Origin of the sequence: Mycobacterium sp. 852014-52450_SCH5900713 (assembly GCF_001667075.1) — a bacterium.
In the GTDB taxonomy this organism is placed as follows: Bacteria; Actinomycetota; Actinomycetes; order Mycobacteriales; family Mycobacteriaceae; genus Mycobacterium.
In genome coordinates, this window is the sequence record NZ_LZIL01000003.1 from 43653 (window position 1) to 61283 (window position 17631).

Consider the following 17631-nt stretch of genomic DNA (forward strand, 5'->3'; position numbering starts at 1 on the left):
GCTCATCGGGTGATGTGATAGAGCATCGGGTTCAATCCGGTACAGATGCCGACGGTGAAGATCGAGGTGAGTGCCCAGCCGATCATCAATCCCATGCCGATTCCCCTCGCCCAGGCACTCGTCTTCACGAACAACAGCGCTCCCCCGCCTGCGAACGCGATCAGCCCGAGCATGACGGCTCCGGCCGCGAAGGCGATCTTCGGAGCGACGGCATTGGCGAGCCCGAACAGCACCAGCGGGCCGACGACGGTGTTGATTCCGGCATACAGCGCCATCCCGGCGATGGCCGCGCCGAAGATTTCGCCGCCGCTCGGCTTGCTCGGCGGCGGTTGCCAGCCGGGGTAGGGCCGGTTCATGTCATAGGGATAACCGGGTGGGGGCCAGTCCGGGGGGCGCCAGCCGTCCGGCGGAGGCGGACCCGGCGGTGGGTTCGTCATGCGGGAACCGCCTCCCGTCGCAGCAAGGTGTCGTAGTGGCCCCGCCGATACCCCAGGCGCAGCCGGATGGCGATGAGCAGGAGCGAGGGCAGGAGAAACCACTGCGGCCGGGTCAGGCCCAGCCACACGGTCTCGTTGGCCCGGACGAACTCGACCAGGAACCGGAACACCGCATACCCCGCCACGTAGAGGACGAACAGCTCACCCGGATGACTTATCCGGTTGCGCAACCACAGCAGGACCGCGAACGCGGCCAGCTGAAAGGCGATTTCGTAGAGGAACGACGGGTGCATTGCCACGCCCGCGAGGCAACCGGGACATTTCGGTGTGCCGGCCGGGGCGTGGATGCCCCACGGCAGGCCGGTCGGGCGTCCCGGCGCTTCGGTGAGGTGGCAGCCGACGCGGCCGATCGCCATGCCCAGCGCGACCGCCGGAGCGAACAAGTCACCCGTCTTGCCGGTGTAGCCGCCGATGCGCTTGGCGATCAGGACGCCGAGGTAGGCGCCGCACAGTCCGCCCAGAATGCTGCGCGACCCGAATTCCCAGGCCTGTAGCAGCGACGGGTTGAGGCGGACGTCGAGGTGCTCGGCCCAACCGGAGAGGCGCATGCCCACCGCGCCACCGACCAGGGCGCCGGTCACCGCCACCAACGATTGTTCGTTGACCGCTCCGCGCCGGCGGGCCTCGACGATGAACACGACGGCGGCGGCCAGGACGCCCAGCGCGACGAAGACACCATGCACCGGCAACACGAACGGGCCGATCCGCCACTGCGGCACCACGTCGACAGACTATTACGCACGGGCCCGCGTCAGCCGCTAACGGGCCCCGCCCGCGCGGCGGCGATCGCCGCGCCGCCGAAGACCGCCACCCGGACCCTGACGACGACGTCGAGATCGTCCACGGCACAACTGGCGTCGCCGGTTTGCATCTGGTGGGCCACCGCCGTCGCGCGGGCGCAGGCGGCTTCGGCCCCCGCCGGCAGCCGGGCCGCCGCGGCCAACGCCGCCAGATCGGCCGCCGCCTGCGCGCGATGCCGCGCCACCACCACCGAACCGAGGTACGCCCCGCCCCCCGTGACGCACAGCAGCACCGCGACCATCCAGGCGGCGACCAGGGTGGCCGAGCCCCGATCATCCCGACGGCTCCGCCATCGAGACCGCTTTGGCCGCGATGTCGAGCGCCGGCAACAACTTCGAGCGCGCGACGACGGTGGCCACCAGGAACTCGCCGTCGCGGTGCACCTCGACCCGCGCCCCGCCGGGGGCGATGCGGCGAGCCGCGCCGAGCGCCGTGCGTTCGTCGCCGCGGGCCGCGAGCCGGGCCGCCTCGCGGGCGGCGTCCACGCAGCGAATCTGCATCGACACCGCGGTGACGCCGGCCAGACACAGCACCAGCACGACGACCAGCGTGGCGACGCCCAGCGCCGCCTCCACGGTGCTGGCACCCGCACCGCCGGCTAGACCTTGGTGTTGAGCGCGCGACCGATGATGTTGGTCAGCGCCGACACGACGGAGTCGCCGGTCACGACTGTGTACAGGATCGCACCGAAGGCGGCGGCGGCGATCGTGCCGATGGCGTATTCGACCGTGGACATGCCCGACTCGTCGGACACCAGGACCGTCACGCGGGCCAGTAGCCCTCGAAACATGTTGTGCAGCAATGCTTCCCTTTCTTCTCACCACAATCCCGACTGCAAGACGTTGCCGGCGAGCCCGGCCACCACCGGAACGATCCCCAGGCACACGAAAGCCGGCAGGAAGCACAATCCGAGCGGTCCGGCGATCAGCACCCCCGCGCGCTCTGCGGTTGCGGTGGCCGCGTGCGCGGCGTCGTGACGGGCCTGGTCGGCCAGGTCGGCGACACCCTCGGCCAGCGCCGCACCCGAGGCCGCCGACCGCCGAGCCAGCCGCAGCAACGCTTCGGCCTGGGCATCAGCGGAGTTGGCCCGCGCATCCGGCGTAATCGTCCAGGCGACAACGGGATCGGCGCCCAGCGCCAACAGATCGGCCGCGCGCCGCAGCACGCGGGCCAACGTCGGCGGTGCGGACGCCGCGGCGGCCGCCGCGGCGGTGGCCACCGCCATGCCCGCTCCCAGGCACACGGCCAGCACGTCGAGGCAGGACGCCACCGCCAGCGGGTCGGGCCCGTGCGCCGGCCCGCTCCCCGGGCGCGCTCGGTGCTCGCGGACCGGCATCCGCGCCCGCGCCCGCACCAGCGACGGACCGGGGCCGATCCACGCGGCCACCGCCAGCAACACCGCCGCCGTCGTCATGACTCGAGCCGATCGGTGATGCGGTCGGCCCACAACAGGCCGCCGCACGCCAGGGCTGAACCGACCACCAAGAGCCATCCGCCCGCGTGCCCGCCCAACAGGAAGGCCAGCGGTCGCGCCCCGATCAGTTGGCCCAGCAGCACGCCGAGCACCGGCAGGCCCGCCAGGATCACCGCGGTTGCGCGCGCACCGGCCATGTTCGATGTCACCCGCGCCGAGAACCGTTGCCGCTCAGCGATGTCGCGCTGCGCGGCGCGCATCAGGGTGGCTATCGCCAGGCCGTGATCGCTGGCCAGTTGCCAACACAGCGCGAGGCGATCCCATTGCGCGGGCAGCGCAGACGACTTCGCCGCCACGCGCAGGCCGGCCGCGACGTCGGCCCCCAACCTGGCGCGGGCGGCCACCGCCCGCAACGACTCCGCAACCGCGCCGGCGGATTCACCGGCGGCCACGCCGAATGCGCGCGCCGGATGCGACCCGACCCGCAATTCGCCGACGAGCACGTCGAGTGCGCCTTCCAGCGCGTGGCCCTCGCGCTGGGCGGACCGGATGCGGTGGCGGCGGTGATAGCGCAGGCCCGCAGTCGCCGCAACGACCGCGACCGCCAGCAGCGTCGTCAACGGCACCAGCACGGCGGCGGCGCCCACGACCGCCGCGGCAAGCCAGCCGGGCCCGGTGCGCGGGCGCCACCGACGGTCCGACGGCGCGGGCGCGAGACGGCGCCGCGGCGACGCCGGAAGGACGACGAGCGCGAGCGCCAACAGCAGTTCGCCCGCTATCGGGCCGTTCATGCCGGCATCCGGCTTTGCAACAGGCGATGCAGGAGGTCGGCGTCGTCGGTCAAGCCCGCGTCGGCATGCCACACGGTGACCGCGCGGACTCGTCCCGCAATCTGGCGCAGCACGGCGACTTCACCGAGCCGGCGCCGCCCGCTGCGATCCCGGGTGACATGCAACAGCACCTGCACGGCCGCGGCGAGTTGACTGTGCAGCGCCGCGCGATCGAGACCGCCCAGCGCGCCCAGCGCCTCGAGCCGGGCCGGAACTTCGGCCGGATTGTTCGCGTGGACCGTGCCGGCTCCCCCGTCGTGGCCCGTGTTCAACGCCGCCAGCAGATCAACCACCTCGGCGCCCCGCACCTCGCCGACCACGATGCGGTCGGGCCGCATCCGCAACGCTTGGCGCACGAGTTGGCGCACCGGAACCTCGCCGACGCCCTCGACGTTGGCGCACCGCGCGACCAGCTTCACCAGGTGCGGATGCCGGGGCGCCAGCTCGGCGGCGTCCTCGACGCACACGATCCGTTCGGTGGGCGCGACGGCACCGAGCATTGCCGCGAGCAAGGTCGTCTTGCCGGCGCCCGTGCCGCCGCACACCAGGAAGGCCAGCCGGGCGGCGATGATGTCGGCGACCAGGGCGGCCGCCTCGGGAGTCAAGGAGCCCGCCGCGGTCAGGGCGGCCAGGTCCTGGCTGGCCGGCCGCAACACCCGCAGCGACAGGCACGTGCCGGCGGCCGCCACGGGCGGCAGCACCGCGTGTAAGCGCACCGCGAACCCGGCGCCGATGCCGGTGAGCTGGCCGTCCACCCACGGCTGCGCGTCGTCCAGCCGCCTGCCGGCGGCCAGCGCCAGCCGCTGTGCCAGGCGCCGCACCGCCGCCTCGTCGGCGAACCGAACTTGCGTGCGGCGCAAACCATTCCCGTCGTCGACCCACACCGCATCGGGCGCGGTGACCAAGACATCGGTGGTGCCGTCCGCGCACAACAACGGTTCGAGGATGCCGGCGCCGGTCAGCTCGGTCTGCAACACCCGGAGATTGGCCAGCACCTCCGTGTCGCCCAGCATCCCGCCGGACTCGGCCCGAATCGCGGCGGCCACGGCGCTCGGCCCCACGGGAGCGCCCAGCGGGGCGGCTTCGGCGGCCAGCCGCTCACGCACCCGATCGATCAGCGAACCACTCACGCGGCCCTGCCGTTTCGTGCCGGCCCTGACGAGGCACGCGGTAATACGGCTAGCACCTCGCGGGCCGCGGCGGCGAGCGCGGATCGCCGTCCGACCCGTAGGCCGCCGCGCTCCAGCTGCTCGGCGAAGCGCGGCTCCGCCCTCATGGACGCCAGCAACGGAAGCCCGGTGATGTCGGCGATCTCGCCCGCACGCAACCCACCCGGCGACGGACCGCGCACCACCAATCCCACGTTGGGGTTGACGGTGCCCAGCACCGCAGCCAGTGCGCCGGCCGCTGCGCACGAGCGCACATCGCACCGGCTGACCACGACCACGAGGTCGGCGGCATCAAGCGCCGCCTGCACCGCATCGGTGAGGCGACGCGGAAGGTCGCAGACCACCGTGACGGGGCCTCGGCGACCGGCATCGACGATGGCTTGCACGGGCCCCGCCGCCAACTCGTATCCGCGCCGCGTGCCGGACAGGAAGCTGACTCCGCGGTGCCGCGGCAGCGCCGCACGTACGGACGGCCAGTTGAGGCGGCCGCCCTGCAGCGCCAGATCCGGCCAGCGCAGGCCCGGCACGCTCTCGGCGCCCAGCAGTAGATCGATGCCGCCGCCCCACGGGTCGAGGTCCACCAACAGCGCGTCGGTGGCGGCCTGCGTCAGGGCGACCGCCAGCGACGAAGCGCCTGCCCCGCCACACCCTCCGGTGACGGCGACGACTTCGCCGCGCGACCCGTCGTCGCGCGACGACTCGGCGGCCTCGGCGAGCGCGCCTACCAATTCGCGCTCCTGCTCGGGCAGCCGCAACACAAGCCCGGCCCCCACCGCAACGGCAGCCGCCCATGTCGCGGTCGCCGGGTCGGCCGCCGTGAGCACAATCACATGCGGGCGGCGGGGAAGCGTCGCCCGCCCGCACCTGTCGGCCGCTGCCTCGTCCAGCACCACGGCCGCGGCGGCAGACCACGTCTTGCGACTCAGGGCGCCGCCGGCGTGGACCACCCGGACACCGACGGCCGCGGCCACGCGATCCAAATCCCCGCGCAGTCCCGGGTCCGCCAGCACCGCCAAGAGGCCCGCGGAAGCCCCCACTTCGGGCGGGGAGGTGCTCGTCACGCGCCCACTCTGGCGGGTTCGCGATGTTGGACGCCAGTCCCAAATGCGGATCTGGGGATAGAGACGCGAGTGTGCACAAAGACATCGACCGGCGCTCGGTCGGCGTAAAGGAGATGGAATGTCCGCAACCAATTGAGCGGTCGCGTCGCGCGGTCCGTATGCGCGGAACCGGCCTTGAAAAGACCTGAAAAATACCCCAGAAAAGGGACGACCCCCGCCAGGGGGGGGAGGAGGCGAGGGTCGTCGTGCATCAGCCCCGGGGGGTCGGGCTGATACACCCTCGGCTCAGGCCGAGTAATGCTTACTATACACATGACAAGCCGCGATAACGCAATAGCTCTTTCTATGAAAGAACACGTTGAGCCGCAAAAACACTGGCGTTACCAGCGGTCCCACTTTGCTGAGCGGCCTTTTCGGGCCCAGAATCTCGGCGCCGCCGCGCGACCGACCTATGCTGGGTCGGTGACCGTCTTCGACCCGGCCGCGGAGCAGCACACGGCGGCAACGTCCGCTTCCCGGGCCCGCACCGCGGCCTTCTTCGATCTGGACAAGACGATCATCGCCAAGTCCAGCACGCTGGCGTTCAGCAAACCGTTCTTCAACCAGGGACTGCTGAACCGCCGCGCCGTGCTCAAGTCGAGCTACGCGCAGTTCATCTATCTGCTCTCCGGTGCCGATCATGACCAGATGGACCGGATGCGCCTCCATATGACCAACATGGTCACCGGGTGGGATGTCGATCAGGTCAAGTCGATCGTCAACGAGACGCTGCACGACATAGTCACGCCGCTGGTATTCGCCGAAGCCGCGGACCTGATCGCCGCCCACAAACTGTGCGGCCGCGACGTGGTGGTGGTCTCCGCCTCCGGCGAGGAGATCGTGGCTCCGATCGCGCGGGCGCTCGGCGCCACCCACGCGATGGCAACCCGCATGGTCGTCGAGGACGGCCGGTACACCGGCGAGATAGCGTTCTACTGCTACGGCGAGGGCAAGGTGCAAGCGATCCGCGAGCTGGCCGCCCGCGAGGGCTACCCGCTGGAGCATTGCTACGCGTACTCCGACTCGATCACCGACCTGCCGATGCTCGAATCCGTCGGCCATCCCAGCGTGGTGAATCCAGACCGCGGATTGCGCCGGGAAGCCGTCGAACGTGGTTGGCCGGTGCTGTCGTTTTCGCGACCGGTATCGCTGCGCGACCGCATCCCGGCGCCGTCGGGGGCGGCGATCGCGACGACCGCGGCGGTGGGCGTCAGTGCGCTGGCCGCCGGCGCGGTCACCTATTCGCTGTTGCGCCGCTTCGCGTTCTAGCCCCGGCCAAGGAAGTCAGCAAACACATTTCGGCATGGCTTCGCAATTTTTGCAAAATTGGGCCTTGCTGCGCTAAGGGTCTAGTAGTACAAAGGAACCACGGAAGCCCGGTGAGGCCTAGGTCGATCCGGAGGAGAAGGTTCGATCTCCCGACCCGGGCGCCCAGCACGGTGCTCGGCACCCACGCGGAGTCATAGCCGCGATAATGGCAGAAGTGTTGCGGGCCTGCGTAATTGCGAAATGTGGACGGTGTCGACGGCCCTTTGGGTGGGGTTGCGACCGGAAGCATCGCAAGATCGCCGAGGCCAACCCACGCAGCCCCGAAATGCACGCATGGTAACCGAGTTCCGTGCTAGCGGGCGGCGGACCGAATACTTCGGGACGTCGCCCGCTTCGTATTGTCCGGTGGCGTTTCTGCGGCCGCCCGGCTACCGATTCAGCTATCGGTTCGACAGCGACTCGGCGATCGTCACAGCCTCCTGCGCGCCGGCCCGCATGGCCCGGCAACACAGCACCAGCCAGGCTCCCACCCCGGCCGGCGTGCCGTCCGCGAAGCCTTGTGCGGCGTCGCGATAGTCGGCCGGCTGGCGCATCCAACTCACCTCGGGCACACCCAATCCGTGTGGATCCAACCCGCTGGCAATGGTCACCAACCGCGACACCGCGCGGGCGACCACACCGTCGGCGCTGCCGAACGGCTTCAGCGTCAGCAGTTCGCCGTGCGCGACCGCGGCGACCACCGGCGCAGGCGCCTGGGTGCCGCCGCTTACCAAATCCGCCAGCAACTCCAGTCGCGGCCCGACGCCGGCATCGGCGCGGGGCCGGCCCAGCCGGTCCTCGTCCACCTGGTCAGCCGCCGCCAGCATGTGCAAGCGGGCCAGCGCCTGCAGTGGTGCCCGCCGCCAAATCCCGACCAGGGGGCCCTCTCCGCCTTCCAGCGCCTGGGCCACCCGCAGCGCCCCGCCGAACACCGGATCGCTGACGGCCCCGGCGTCCGCGAGGTCTTCCAGCCGGACTGGACCACCGTCCAGCACCGACGAGGCTCGGGCCGCCCGCAACGCCGCTTCGGCTGCGGTCACCGGCCATCCGCGCAGGTTGGCTCGGTGCCGGTGGGCGCGGCCCAGCGCGTCGCGGGCCCGGTCGCTGGCCTCGGCGACGCCCGGCAACTCCATCAACGGAGCGAGTGGATCAGCCGTCACAGGTTGCCAACCTATCCCGGCTTCAACGATCGGATGCCGGCACGTGCGGGATGGCCTCCAGCAGCCGGCGGGTGTATTCGTGCCGGGGCCGGGTGAACAGCTCGTCGGTGGCGGACTGCTCTACCACCCGACCGGCGCGCATCACCAAGACGTCGTCGGCGATCTGCCGGATCACCGCCAGGTCGTGGCTGATGAACAGGTACGTGAGGCCCAGTTCGGCCTGCAGCTCGGCCAGCAAATCCAAGATCTGGGCCTGCACCAGCACGTCGAGCGCGGAGACCGCCTCGTCGCAGACCAGCACCTCGGGCCGCAGCGCTAGCGCCCGGGCGATCGCGACTCGCTGCCGTTGGCCACCCGACAGTTCCCGAGGCAGCCGCCCCAGAACCGATGACGGCAGCGCCACCTGGTCGACGAGTTCATGCACCGCTCGCGCGCGTTCCCCGCGGTCGCCGACGCGGTGGATGCGCAGCGGTTCCTCGATGGCGCGAAACACCGTGTACATGGGATCCAGGCTGCTGTAAGGATTTTGGAAGACCGGCTGCACCCGCCGCCGGAAGGCCAATTGCTGATCCCGGCCCAGTGCGTCGTCGATGCGGGTGCCGTCGAAAACGACCGTGCCCGAGCTCGCCGGCAGGAGGCCGAGCACCATCTGCGCCAGGGTGGACTTGCCAGAACCCGACTCCCCGGCGATCGCCAGCGTGCTCGCCCGCCGCAGCCGAAACGAAACCCCGTCGACGGCACGAAATTCCGCTCGCCGCCACGGCGCGCCTTGCGACTCGCGGTAGACCTTGGTCAGCTCCGAGGCGACCAGGATGTCGTCGGACGCCCCGCGATCCGCCGGACGCTGCCGGGCCGGGCTGTGCACCGTCAGCGACGGCGCGGCGGCCACCAGCCGCCGGGTGTACTCGTGCCGCGGCTCCCGCAAGATCGACCGCGTCGCACCGGATTCCACCACGACGCCCTCGCGCATCACGACGACGGACTCGGCGCGTTCGGCGGCTAGCGCCAGGTCGTGGGTGATCAACAGCAGCGCGGTGCCGAGCTCCGCGGTGAGCTCCTGCAGGTGGTCGAGCACCTGGCGCTGGACGGTGACGTCGAGCGCGGACGTCGGCTCATCGGCGATCAGCAGCCGCGGCCGTCCCGCCAACCCGATCGCGATCAGGGCCCGTTGACACATGCCGCCGGACAGCTGATGGGGATAGCGACCCGCTTGTTTCGCCGGGTCCGCCATGCCCGCCTGCGCGAGCAGCTCCACCGCGCGCCGCCGCGTCCGCCGGTCGGAGGTGTTGGCCCGCAACGCTTCCGATACCTGGAATCCGACCTTCCAAACCGGGTTGAGGTTGGTCATCGGGTCCTGGGGTATGTAGCCGATCTGGCGCCCCCTGATGGAGCGCAGCGTCCGGCGGTCGGCCCGGGCGATGTCCGATCCGTCGAAGACGATGCGCCCGGCGGTAATTCGGCCGCCGGGGGGAAGCAGCCCGAGGATCGCCGCCGCCGTGGTGGACTTCCCCGATCCCGACTCGCCCACCACCGCGACCGTGTGGCCCCCCAAGACGGTGAAATCGACGCCGCGGACCGCAGCGTGATCGCCGAAGCCTACTTTGAGGCCCTCGACCGACAGCAGCGGCGTGTCGTTCATGGCCGCCACGCCCGCGACGCCGGATCGAGGGCGTCGCGCAATGCGTCGCCCATCATCATGAAGGCCAGCACCGTGGTCGCCAGTGCGCCGGCGGGATAGAACAGGATGGGTGAGCCCGCCCGCAACCGCGTCTGGTCGAGGTTGATGTCGCCGCCCCAGGACACCACCGACGTTGGCAGTCCGACGCCCAGGTAGGACAGCGTGGCCTCGGTGACGATGAAAACGCCCAGGGCGATGGTGGCCATCGCGATGACCGGACCAAGGGCGTTGGGCATTGCGTGGCGCACCAGAATTTGAAAGCGGCCCAGCCCCAGCGCTTTCGAGGCGAGCACGTAATCGCTGCTGCGCACTGCGAGCACCGATCCGCGCGCGATGCGGGCGATCTGCGGCCAGCCGAACAAGGCCAGGATGGCGATCACGGTCCACACCGTGCGGTGGTGCATGACCTGCATGAGCACGATGGCGGCCAGCAGCAGCGGCAGGCCGAAGAACACGTCGCTGATGCGGGAGACCACCGCGTCGATCCAGCCTCCGTAGAACCCGGCCACTGCGCCGAGCGCACCGCCGACGACGAACACGACCAGGGCAGCCCCCAACCCGACGGTGACCGAGGCCCGCGCGCCGTAGACGGTGCGGGCGTAGACGTCGTGACCCTGCAGGTCGGTGCCGAACCAGTGCGCGCTCGAGGGCGGAAGGAGGCTCTGGCCGGGGTCGGCGTAGGTGGGGTCGGCCCCGGTGAACAACGCCGGAAACATCGCGACCGCGACGATGAACAGGATCAGCAGGCCGGCCACGACGAACTTCGGGCGGCCGCGCAGCCCGCGCCACGTGTCGCGCCAAAAACCCGACCGCTCAGCCATACCGGATCCTCGGGTCCAGCGCGGCGTACAGCAGGTCCACCGCCAGATTGGTGATCAGGTAGATCAGCACCAGCACCGTGACTATCGACACCACTGTCGGCGCCTCCTGCCGGGTGACGGCCTGATACAGCACACCGCCGACGCCGTGGATGTTGAAGATGCCTTCCGTCACAATGGCTCCGCCCATCAGCGCCCCCAGGTCGGCGCCCAGGAAGGTGATCACCGGGATCAGCGAATTGCGCAGGATGTGCACCGTCACCACGCGCTGCCGGGACAACCCCTTGGCGGTGGCGGTGCGGACGTAATCGGCGTGCGCGTTGGCGGCCACCGCGGACCTGGTCAGCCGCACCACATAGGCGAACGACACCGAGCCCAGCACGATGCCGGGTAGCAGCAGACGCCCGAACGTCGAGCGCTCCCCCACGGTGACCGGTGCGATGCCCAACCGCACCCCGAAAACGAATTGGGCAAGGAACCCCAGGACGAAAATGGGGATCGCGATGATGACGAGTCCGGCGATCAGGACGGTGGAATCGAAGCCTCCCCCCGTGCGCAGTCCGGCGATCACGCCGAACCCGATGCCCAGCACCGCCTCGACGGCCAGGGCTATCAGCGCCAGCCGCACCGTCACCGGAAAGGCATGTGCGAGAACGTCACTCACCGGCAACCCGGAGTAGGACCGGCCCAAGTCGCCGTGCAGCACGCCGCCGAGGTAGCGGAGGTACTGCACCAGGAACGGATCGTCGAGGTGGTAGCGGGCCCGCAGTTGCGCGGCGACCTCGGGCGTGAGCGGGCGGTCCCCGGCGATCGCGGCCACCGGGTCACCGGGCAACAGGAAGACCATGCCGTAGATCAGCAGCGTGGCGCCGAGGAAGACGGGCACCATGACGGCGATCCGGCGCGCGATGTACCAACCCATCTGTCAAGCCTTGACGATGTTCTCGTAGTCGGGCAGACCGTTCCAGGTGAGCTTGACGCTACCGACCTGTGGCGACCATCCGACCACCGCGATGTAGTACCACAGCGGCACAGCGGGCATGTCGTGCAACAGGATTCGCTGTGCCTCGTTGACCAGCACATCCGCTTGCTGCAGATTTGGCGCGGCCTCGGCGGCGGCCAACCCGGCGTCGAATTCCCGGCTCGAGTACCCGACGTCATTGGATCCCGCCCCCGTGGCGTACAGCGGGGCCAGGAATTCGATCATCGACGGGTAGTCACCGATCCAGCCCGCGCGGAACGCGGTATCGATGGTGCGGTTGGTGATCTGGGTGCGGAAGCCCGCGAACGTGGGGTGCGGCGCGCCGACGGCGTCGATGCCCAGCACGTTCTTGATGCTGTTGGCCACCGCGTCCACCCATTCCTGATGGCCGCTGTCGGCGTTGTATGCGATCCAGTACCGCCCGCTCCAGGGCGAAATCGCGTTGGCCTGCGCCCAAAGTTGGCGTGCCCGTTCGGGGTTGAAGTCCAATGCGGCGCTGCCCGGGATGTTCCGATCGAAGCCGGGCAACGAGCTGGCGGTGAAATCGCGGGCCGGGCTGCGGGTGCCGTTGAAGATCTGCTGGCAGATCTGCGGCCGGTTGATGGCCGCCGACAGCGCCAGGCGGCGCAGTCGGCCTTCTGCGCCGCCGAAGTGCGGCAACCGCAATGGCGTGTCGAGCGATTGGCTGACCGCGACGGGCCCACTCGCGGCGTTGCCGCCGAGGTCACGCTGGTAGATCGTCAGCGCGCTGGACGGAATCGTGTCCAGCACATCCAGATTGCCGGACAGCAGATCGGCGTAGGCGGTGTCCAGGTTGGCGTAGAACTCGAACCTCAGACCTTTGTTGTGGGGTTTGCGATTGCCGTGGTAGTCGGGGTTGGGTTTCAAGTCGATCTTGACGTTGTGTTCCCAGGCCGGCCCGTCGGGACCGTTCGCCAACTCGTACGGCCCGTTGCCGACCGGGTTGCGGCCGAACGCGGCCATGTCCCGAAAAGCCTTGTCCGGTAACGGGTAGAACGCATTGTGTCCAAGCCGCAACGTGAAGTCGACGGTCGGCGCCTTGAGCCGCACATCGAACTCGAGATCGTTGACCACTTGCAGCCCGGACATGGTGGTCCGGGTCGGCTTTCCGCCACCGGTCAGGCCGGCGACCTCGTCGTACCCGACGATCGGGCTGAAGAAGCTTTGTTGCAGTTGGGCATTGGTACTCAGCGCCCCGTAGTTCCACGCGTCGACGAACGAATGGGCCGTCACCGGTGAGCCGTCGGTGAACTTCCAGCCGGGCTTGAGGATGATTCGGTAGTCGATGTTGTCGGTTGTCTCTACCGACTGCGCCACCTCCGGCGACGGCTTGCCCGCGGAGTCGTAGGACACCAAACCGGCGAACAGCCGATCCAGGATCCGCCCGCCGAGGCTGTCGTTCGTGCCGGTCGGAATCAGCGGGTTCGGCGGTTCACCGCCGTTCACCACCACCGACTCAGGGGTCAACGCGCCGCCGCCGCACGCGGCCAGCGACGCGACCGCCAGGAAGCCGGCGGCCGCCATCCCGGCGGAAAGGGCCCGCATGCGACGCATGACACCCGACCCTAGGGCCTGCCACCCGCGGTCGGTGAAGTGCCCGCGCCCACTTCATCAACCTAGAATCCCGTCGTGACCGTCGCGTATCTGGCCTCGGACGAATCGGCTGAGCTAGCCGGCCGATTGATCTTCGCGGTCGGCCTTCCCGCAGTCGGCTTGGTCTGTCTGATCATTGGCCTTCTAGAGCGCTCGCGCAGGCGTCGGCAGTCCCCGCCGCCGTACCACCCCGGCTACCCGTATCGGCCGCCGCCTCCGGCCATCGAGTATCCGGGCCCGTATCCCGCTCCACCGCCCTATCCCGGTTACCCTCCCGCGGTACCGCCACCGCGGCCGGCGAGCAAGTCGGCCATCGCGCTGATCACCATCGGTATCGTGCTGTTGACGTTGGGCGGGCTGAACGTCCTCGTCCACGTTGCGCGCGCCGTGTCGCGCGACGATCGTGGCTCGCACACGACCGCCCAGCCAACCCCATCGGCCAGAGCCGCGATGCCCGAAATCGGTCAGTGCTTCACCGAATTCGAGGTCCAAATGGGTTCGCTCAACCAACCGACCGACTGCGGTGATCCTGTGGCGACCTATGAGCTCGCCTCCATAGGCGGGCCGACGGCGACGTGCCCCGACAACAAGCGCGGCGGCTCTGTTTACGCGCGCCTCACCAACGAATCCCACACGCTGTGTTTTGTCCCGAACCTCAAACAAGGACTCTGCTACCTGAGGACGGGCCAGCGTGAGACGACGACGTTGACACCGGCCGATTGCGGTGAAGCACGCTACGCAAGATTAAGGGTCGACAAGCGCATCGACGGCAGCGCCGACGAAACGCAGTGTCCGCCGGGGACAAAGGCCAACGCGTATCCCACGCCGCCGCGGGTCTACTGCTTGGTGCAAGCCGAGTCGTGACGTCGATCAGACGGGCGTTACCGGATGCACCTGCAACGCGCAGGCATCGATGGCGGCCGGCACAGTCAGCACCACGGTCGTGTCCGGCGGGTTGACCAGCAGCTCGGTATAGGTGGGGCAGGGCTCGCCGTTGACGTCGATGGCGGTGCCCTCAACGATGGCCTGCGCCTGGGTGGACAGGGACAGGATGACGGTGGGCGGCACCTCGGCGCCCCCCGGCAGGCCCCCCATGTAGCCGCGCAGCGTGGGCTGGGCGTGTATGGGCGGCCCGCCCGCGCCCGAGTCGACCCCGGGGTACCCGGTCAGCGTGCAGGGCTCCGCGCCCCCGGCGAGGCTGAACACCAGGGTCGCCGCGCGGTGGCCGACCGCGGCCTGCGTCGACGAGGCGGTGACCGCGATCTGGTCCGACCAGCATGGGGTGGGCGCGTCGGCGGTGTCGGTCGGCATGGCCCACGCCGGGGATCCCAGCATGGCGGTGGCCGCGTAACCCGTTGCGGCCGCGGCGAAGCTGGGAGCTAGTCGGCGGTTGCGCCGCCCGTGACCGGGCACACCGGTGATTATCCGCTACGGGGCCGGCTTTGACCTTCGATTTGCAGCTTCGCTTTTCACCTTGTGGGGCTAGGCTCTCTGACGATTGACGAGCCTCGACACCAGGAGGAAGCCAGTGACCGCCACAGACGCCGTAGGCCCGTCGTCGTATCCGCCGCCGCCGGCGTTCGCCGAACAGGCCAACGCGGGTGAGGAGCTCTACCGCGAGGCCGACGAGGACCGGCTGGCCTTCTGGGCCAAGCAGGCCAATCGGCTCTCCTGGTCGACGCCGTTCACCGAGGTGCTCGACTGGTCGCAGGCGCCCTTCGCCAAGTGGTTCGCCGACGGCAAGCTCAACGTCGCCTACAACTGCGTGGACCGTCACGTGGAGGCCGGCCACGGCGACCGCGTGGCCATCCACTGGGAGGGCGAGCCCGGCGACAGCCGCAGCCTGACCTACGCCGACCTGCAGGCACAGGTGTGCAAGGCGGCCAACGCGCTGACCGGCCTGGGCCTGGTCGCCGGTGATCGGGTCGCGATCTACATGCCGCTGATTCCCGAGGCGGTGATCGCGATGCTGGCCTGCGCCCGGCTCGGCGTCATGCACAGCGTCGTGTTCGCCGGTTTCACCGCAAAGGCGCTGCGGGCCCGGATCGCCGACGCGCAGGCCAAGGTGCTGATCACCAGCGACGGGCAGTTCCGCCGCGGCAAACCGGCACCGCTGAAGGACGCGGCCGACGAGGCGGTCGCGTCGGGCACAGACGGTGACAGTCCCGTCGAGCGCGTTCTGGTGGTGCGGCGCACCGGGATCGACGTGTCGTGGAACGACGATCGGGACCTGTGGTGGCACGACGCCGTCGACGCCGCGTCGCCCGATCACACGCCGGAGCCCTTCGATGCCGAGCAGCCGTTGTTCCTGCTGTACACCTCCGGCACCACCGGAAAGCCCAAAGGCATCGTGCACACCAGCGGCGGCTACCTGGCCCAGACCTCCTACACGCACTACTACGTCTTCGATCTCAAGCCAGAGACGGACGTGTTCTGGTGCACCGCCGACATCGGCTGGGTAACCGGGCACACCTACGGTGTCTACGGCCCGCTTTCCAACGGCGCCACCGAGGTTCTCTACGAGGGCACGCCCGACTCACCCACCCAGCACCGCCATTTCGAGATCATCGAAAAGTACGGTGTGACAATCTATTACACCGCACCGACGCTGATCCGGACGTTCATGAAGTGGGGTCGCGAGATCCCTGACGCCCATGACCGGTCCAGCCTGCGGCTGCTGGGCACGGTGGGCGAGCCGATCAACCCCGAGGCGTGGCGCTGGTACCGCAAAGTGATCGGCGCCGAGCGCCTTCCGATCGTGGACACCTGGTGGCAGACCGAGACGGGCGCGGCGATGATCTCCCCGCTGCCCGGGGTGGCCGCGGCCAAACCGGGCTCGGCGATGCGGCCGCTGCCGGGCATTTCGGCGAAGATCGTCGACGACCACGGCGTCGAGCTGGTGCCGGGCATCCACAAGGGCGAGCACGTCACCGGCTACCTGGTCCTGGATCAACCGTGGCCGTCCATGCTGCGCGGCATCTGGGGTGATCCCGACCGATACGTCGAGACGTACTGGTCCCGGTTCGCCGAGCAGGGCTGGTACTTCGCGGGCGACAGCGCCTATTACGACCGCGACGGCGCCATCTGGGTGGTGGGCCGCATCGACGACGTGATGAACGTTTCGGGGCATCGGCTCTCGAGCGCCGAACTGGAGTCGGCGCTGGTCGGTCACCACGGGGTGGCCGAGGCCGCGGTGGTCGCGAAGACCGACGAGACCACGGGCCAAGCCGTCTGCGCGTTCGTCGTCTTGTGCGCCGAGTACGAGGTGCACGACGGGGTCGTCGACGAACTGCGCGCCGAGGTGGCCCGGGAGATCTCCCCCATCGCCAAGCCACGTGAGATTCACGTGGTGCCAGAGCTGCCCAAGACCCGCAGCGGCAAGATCATGCGCAGGCTACTGCGCGACATCGCCGAAAACCGCGAGCTGGGTGACACATCGACGCTGCTCGACGCCAGCGTCTTCGACGCGATCCAAGCCGCCAAGTAGCACTCAGGCCGGCTAGGCCGGTAGCGGCGTGAACCCGGCACCGGGCCGGTGCTTGGCATTGATGTCGGCCAGGACCGCGTTGAACGACTGGACGACCGCAGGCGTGTGCAGCGGAATGTACTTGATGACGCAGGTCGGCAGGTTGTCGCTGAACGCCCCGTGGATCATGCCGACCAGCAGGTTGTTCACGGTCACCGGCGCCCCGGAGTCCCCCGGCTGGCCACAGACCTGCATGACGATGGTCCCCGGGTCCTGGCCCGGTCCCCAGGTGACCCCGCACGAGTTTCCGGTGGTTCGGCCCTGCTTGCAGGCGATCTCACCGAAGGCCGGATCCGGGCCGAGGCCATTGATCGCGAAGCCGTTGTAGTTGGCCGTCGGCGTCACCTTGGCGGGATCGAATTTGATGACGGCGTAGTCGAGGTTGTCGTTGCCGGCCACCATGGTGCCCAGCACGCCGGCGTTCTCGGCGCCCTCGGCGGCCACCTGCGCGCCCGGACCACCGCAGTGCGCGGAGGTGAAACCGATCAGCTCACCGGCGGCATCGCCCCCGATGGTCGTCAGGGTGCACATCGTGTCCCCGTTGATCACGATGCCGGCGCCACCGCCCATCGGGATCCGGACATCGGCGGCCGCGGCGCGAGCGGGGCAGCCCACCAGGACCAGGAGCACCGCCGCGATTGCCGCCGCGAAGCACCGGTGCGCCGTCTGCACAGCACCACTCCCATCGACAGGCCGGACCCGGACCGGCGTGACCATTCTAGTCGGCCGGGCGT

19 protein-coding genes are annotated in these 17631 nt (G+C 69.6%); 3 read left to right on the forward strand and 16 right to left on the reverse strand.

Annotated features, from left to right (window positions below; all coding sequences use genetic code 11):
* Positions 1 to 2: 2 nt before the first annotated feature.
* From A5773_RS00335 to ssd, 9 genes are read right to left on the reverse strand one after another with little or no spacing between them, the layout of a single operon-like run.
* A complete protein-coding gene (locus A5773_RS00335) occupies positions 3 to 437 on the reverse strand; it encodes a hypothetical protein (protein WP_066955629.1) in 435 nt (144 codons plus the stop codon).
* Entirely contained in the window at positions 434 to 1219 is a 786-nt protein-coding gene (locus A5773_RS00340) for a prolipoprotein diacylglyceryl transferase (protein WP_066955632.1), read from the reverse strand. Before A5773_RS00340 ends, A5773_RS00335 begins: the two co-directional genes overlap by 4 nt.
* A gap of 29 nt (positions 1220 to 1248) precedes the next feature.
* A complete protein-coding gene (locus tag A5773_RS25860; protein WP_369817289.1) occupies positions 1249 to 1539 on the reverse strand; it encodes an Rv3654c family TadE-like protein in 291 nt (96 codons plus the stop codon).
* Between the two features lie 31 nt (positions 1540 to 1570).
* Positions 1571 to 1873, reverse strand: a complete 303-nt coding sequence (locus A5773_RS25865) for a TadE family type IV pilus minor pilin (RefSeq protein WP_156744674.1) — start codon at positions 1871 to 1873, stop codon at positions 1571 to 1573.
* A gap of 23 nt (positions 1874 to 1896) precedes the next feature.
* Positions 1897 to 2088 carry a DUF4244 domain-containing protein gene (locus tag A5773_RS00355; RefSeq protein WP_066955635.1) on the reverse strand — a complete coding sequence of 64 codons (192 nt, stop codon included), beginning with the start codon at positions 2086 to 2088 and terminating at the stop codon, positions 1897 to 1899.
* Positions 2089 to 2115: 27 nt separating this feature from the next.
* The gene (locus tag A5773_RS00360) at positions 2116 to 2712 is read right to left on the reverse strand and encodes a type II secretion system F family protein (protein ID WP_197505408.1); all 597 of its coding nucleotides are present in this window, start codon (positions 2710 to 2712) and stop codon (positions 2116 to 2118) included.
* Positions 2709 to 3503, reverse strand: a complete 795-nt coding sequence (locus tag A5773_RS00365; RefSeq protein ID WP_067788845.1) for a type II secretion system F family protein — start codon at positions 3501 to 3503, stop codon at positions 2709 to 2711. The genes A5773_RS00360 and A5773_RS00365 overlap by 4 nt, the downstream gene beginning before the upstream one ends.
* The gene (locus A5773_RS00370; protein WP_067788848.1) at positions 3500 to 4672 is read right to left on the reverse strand and encodes a TadA family conjugal transfer-associated ATPase; all 1173 of its coding nucleotides are present in this window, start codon (positions 4670 to 4672) and stop codon (positions 3500 to 3502) included. Before A5773_RS00370 ends, A5773_RS00365 begins: the two co-directional genes overlap by 4 nt.
* Entirely contained in the window at positions 4669 to 5721 is a 1053-nt protein-coding gene (gene ssd / locus A5773_RS00375) for a septum site-determining protein Ssd (RefSeq protein ID WP_066956013.1), read from the reverse strand. Before ssd ends, A5773_RS00370 begins: the two co-directional genes overlap by 4 nt.
* A gap of 513 nt (positions 5722 to 6234) precedes the next feature.
* On the opposite strand from ssd, the gene A5773_RS00380 reads away from it, so the two are divergent.
* On the forward strand, positions 6235 to 7080 hold the full coding sequence (locus tag A5773_RS00380; RefSeq protein WP_066955644.1) for an HAD-IB family hydrolase: 846 nt from the start codon (positions 6235 to 6237) through the stop codon (positions 7078 to 7080).
* A gap of 440 nt (positions 7081 to 7520) precedes the next feature.
* On the opposite strand, the gene A5773_RS00385 is transcribed toward A5773_RS00380, so the two are convergent.
* From A5773_RS00385 to A5773_RS00405, 5 genes are read right to left on the reverse strand one after another with little or no spacing between them, the layout of a single operon-like run.
* Entirely contained in the window at positions 7521 to 8279 is a 759-nt protein-coding gene (locus tag A5773_RS00385) for an oxidoreductase (protein WP_066955647.1), read from the reverse strand.
* A gap of 22 nt (positions 8280 to 8301) precedes the next feature.
* The gene (locus tag A5773_RS00390; RefSeq protein WP_067262884.1) at positions 8302 to 9918 is read right to left on the reverse strand and encodes an ABC transporter ATP-binding protein; all 1617 of its coding nucleotides are present in this window, start codon (positions 9916 to 9918) and stop codon (positions 8302 to 8304) included.
* Positions 9915 to 10778 carry an ABC transporter permease gene (locus tag A5773_RS00395; protein ID WP_067788851.1) on the reverse strand — a complete coding sequence of 288 codons (864 nt, stop codon included), beginning with the start codon at positions 10776 to 10778 and terminating at the stop codon, positions 9915 to 9917. The genes A5773_RS00390 and A5773_RS00395 overlap by 4 nt, the downstream gene beginning before the upstream one ends.
* Entirely contained in the window at positions 10771 to 11697 is a 927-nt protein-coding gene (locus A5773_RS00400; protein WP_067262727.1) for an ABC transporter permease, read from the reverse strand. Before A5773_RS00400 ends, A5773_RS00395 begins: the two co-directional genes overlap by 8 nt.
* 3 nt (positions 11698 to 11700) lie before the next feature.
* Complete coding sequence (locus A5773_RS00405) at positions 11701 to 13332, reverse strand: ABC transporter substrate-binding protein (protein ID WP_067262731.1); 1632 nt, start codon at positions 13330 to 13332, stop codon at positions 11701 to 11703.
* A gap of 75 nt (positions 13333 to 13407) precedes the next feature.
* Between A5773_RS00405 and A5773_RS00410 the strand changes: the two genes are divergently transcribed.
* Positions 13408 to 14235: a hypothetical protein gene (locus A5773_RS00410; RefSeq protein WP_067262735.1), complete on the forward strand. Its 828-nt coding sequence runs from the start codon at positions 13408 to 13410 to the stop codon at positions 14233 to 14235.
* Positions 14236 to 14241: 6 nt separating this feature from the next.
* Here the strand turns inward: A5773_RS00410 and A5773_RS00415 are convergent, their stop codons facing one another.
* Positions 14242 to 14784 carry a DUF4232 domain-containing protein gene (locus tag A5773_RS00415; protein WP_197505409.1) on the reverse strand — a complete coding sequence of 181 codons (543 nt, stop codon included), beginning with the start codon at positions 14782 to 14784 and terminating at the stop codon, positions 14242 to 14244.
* A 115-nt stretch (positions 14785 to 14899) separates the two neighbouring features.
* On the opposite strand from A5773_RS00415, the gene acs reads away from it, so the two are divergent.
* A complete protein-coding gene (gene acs, locus A5773_RS00420) occupies positions 14900 to 16858 on the forward strand; it encodes an acetate--CoA ligase (RefSeq protein ID WP_067788854.1) in 1959 nt (652 codons plus the stop codon).
* A gap of 12 nt (positions 16859 to 16870) precedes the next feature.
* Here the strand turns inward: acs and A5773_RS00425 are convergent, their stop codons facing one another.
* The gene (locus tag A5773_RS00425) at positions 16871 to 17569 is read right to left on the reverse strand and encodes a peptidase (protein WP_066955665.1); all 699 of its coding nucleotides are present in this window, start codon (positions 17567 to 17569) and stop codon (positions 16871 to 16873) included.
* Positions 17570 to 17631: the final 62 nt, after the last annotated feature.

Excerpts from the sequence above, each read along its gene's own strand:
- A5773_RS00355 (WP_066955635.1), bottom strand. The coding sequence starts at position 2,088 with ATGTTTCGAGGGCTACTGGCCCGCGTGACGGTCCTGGTGTCCGACGAG.
- A5773_RS00400 (WP_067262727.1), bottom strand. The coding sequence starts at position 11,697 with ATGGGTTGGTACATCGCGCGCCGGATCGCCGTCATGGTGCCCGTCTTC.
- A5773_RS00395 (WP_067788851.1), bottom strand. The coding sequence starts at position 10,778 with ATGGCTGAGCGGTCGGGTTTTTGGCGCGACACGTGGCGCGGGCTGCGC.
- A5773_RS00405 (WP_067262731.1), bottom strand. The coding sequence starts at position 13,332 with ATGCGTCGCATGCGGGCCCTTTCCGCCGGGATGGCGGCCGCCGGCTTC.
- A5773_RS00365 (WP_067788845.1), bottom strand. The coding sequence starts at position 3,503 with ATGAACGGCCCGATAGCGGGCGAACTGCTGTTGGCGCTCGCGCTCGTC.
- A5773_RS00390 (WP_067262884.1), bottom strand. The coding sequence starts at position 9,918 with ATGAACGACACGCCGCTGCTGTCGGTCGAGGGCCTCAAAGTAGGCTTC.
- A5773_RS00335 (WP_066955629.1), bottom strand. The coding sequence starts at position 437 with ATGACGAACCCACCGCCGGGTCCGCCTCCGCCGGACGGCTGGCGCCCC.
- A5773_RS00360 (WP_197505408.1), bottom strand. The coding sequence starts at position 2,712 with ATGACGACGGCGGCGGTGTTGCTGGCGGTGGCCGCGTGGATCGGCCCC.
- A5773_RS25860 (WP_369817289.1), bottom strand. The coding sequence starts at position 1,539 with ATGGTCGCGGTGCTGCTGTGCGTCACGGGGGGCGGGGCGTACCTCGGT.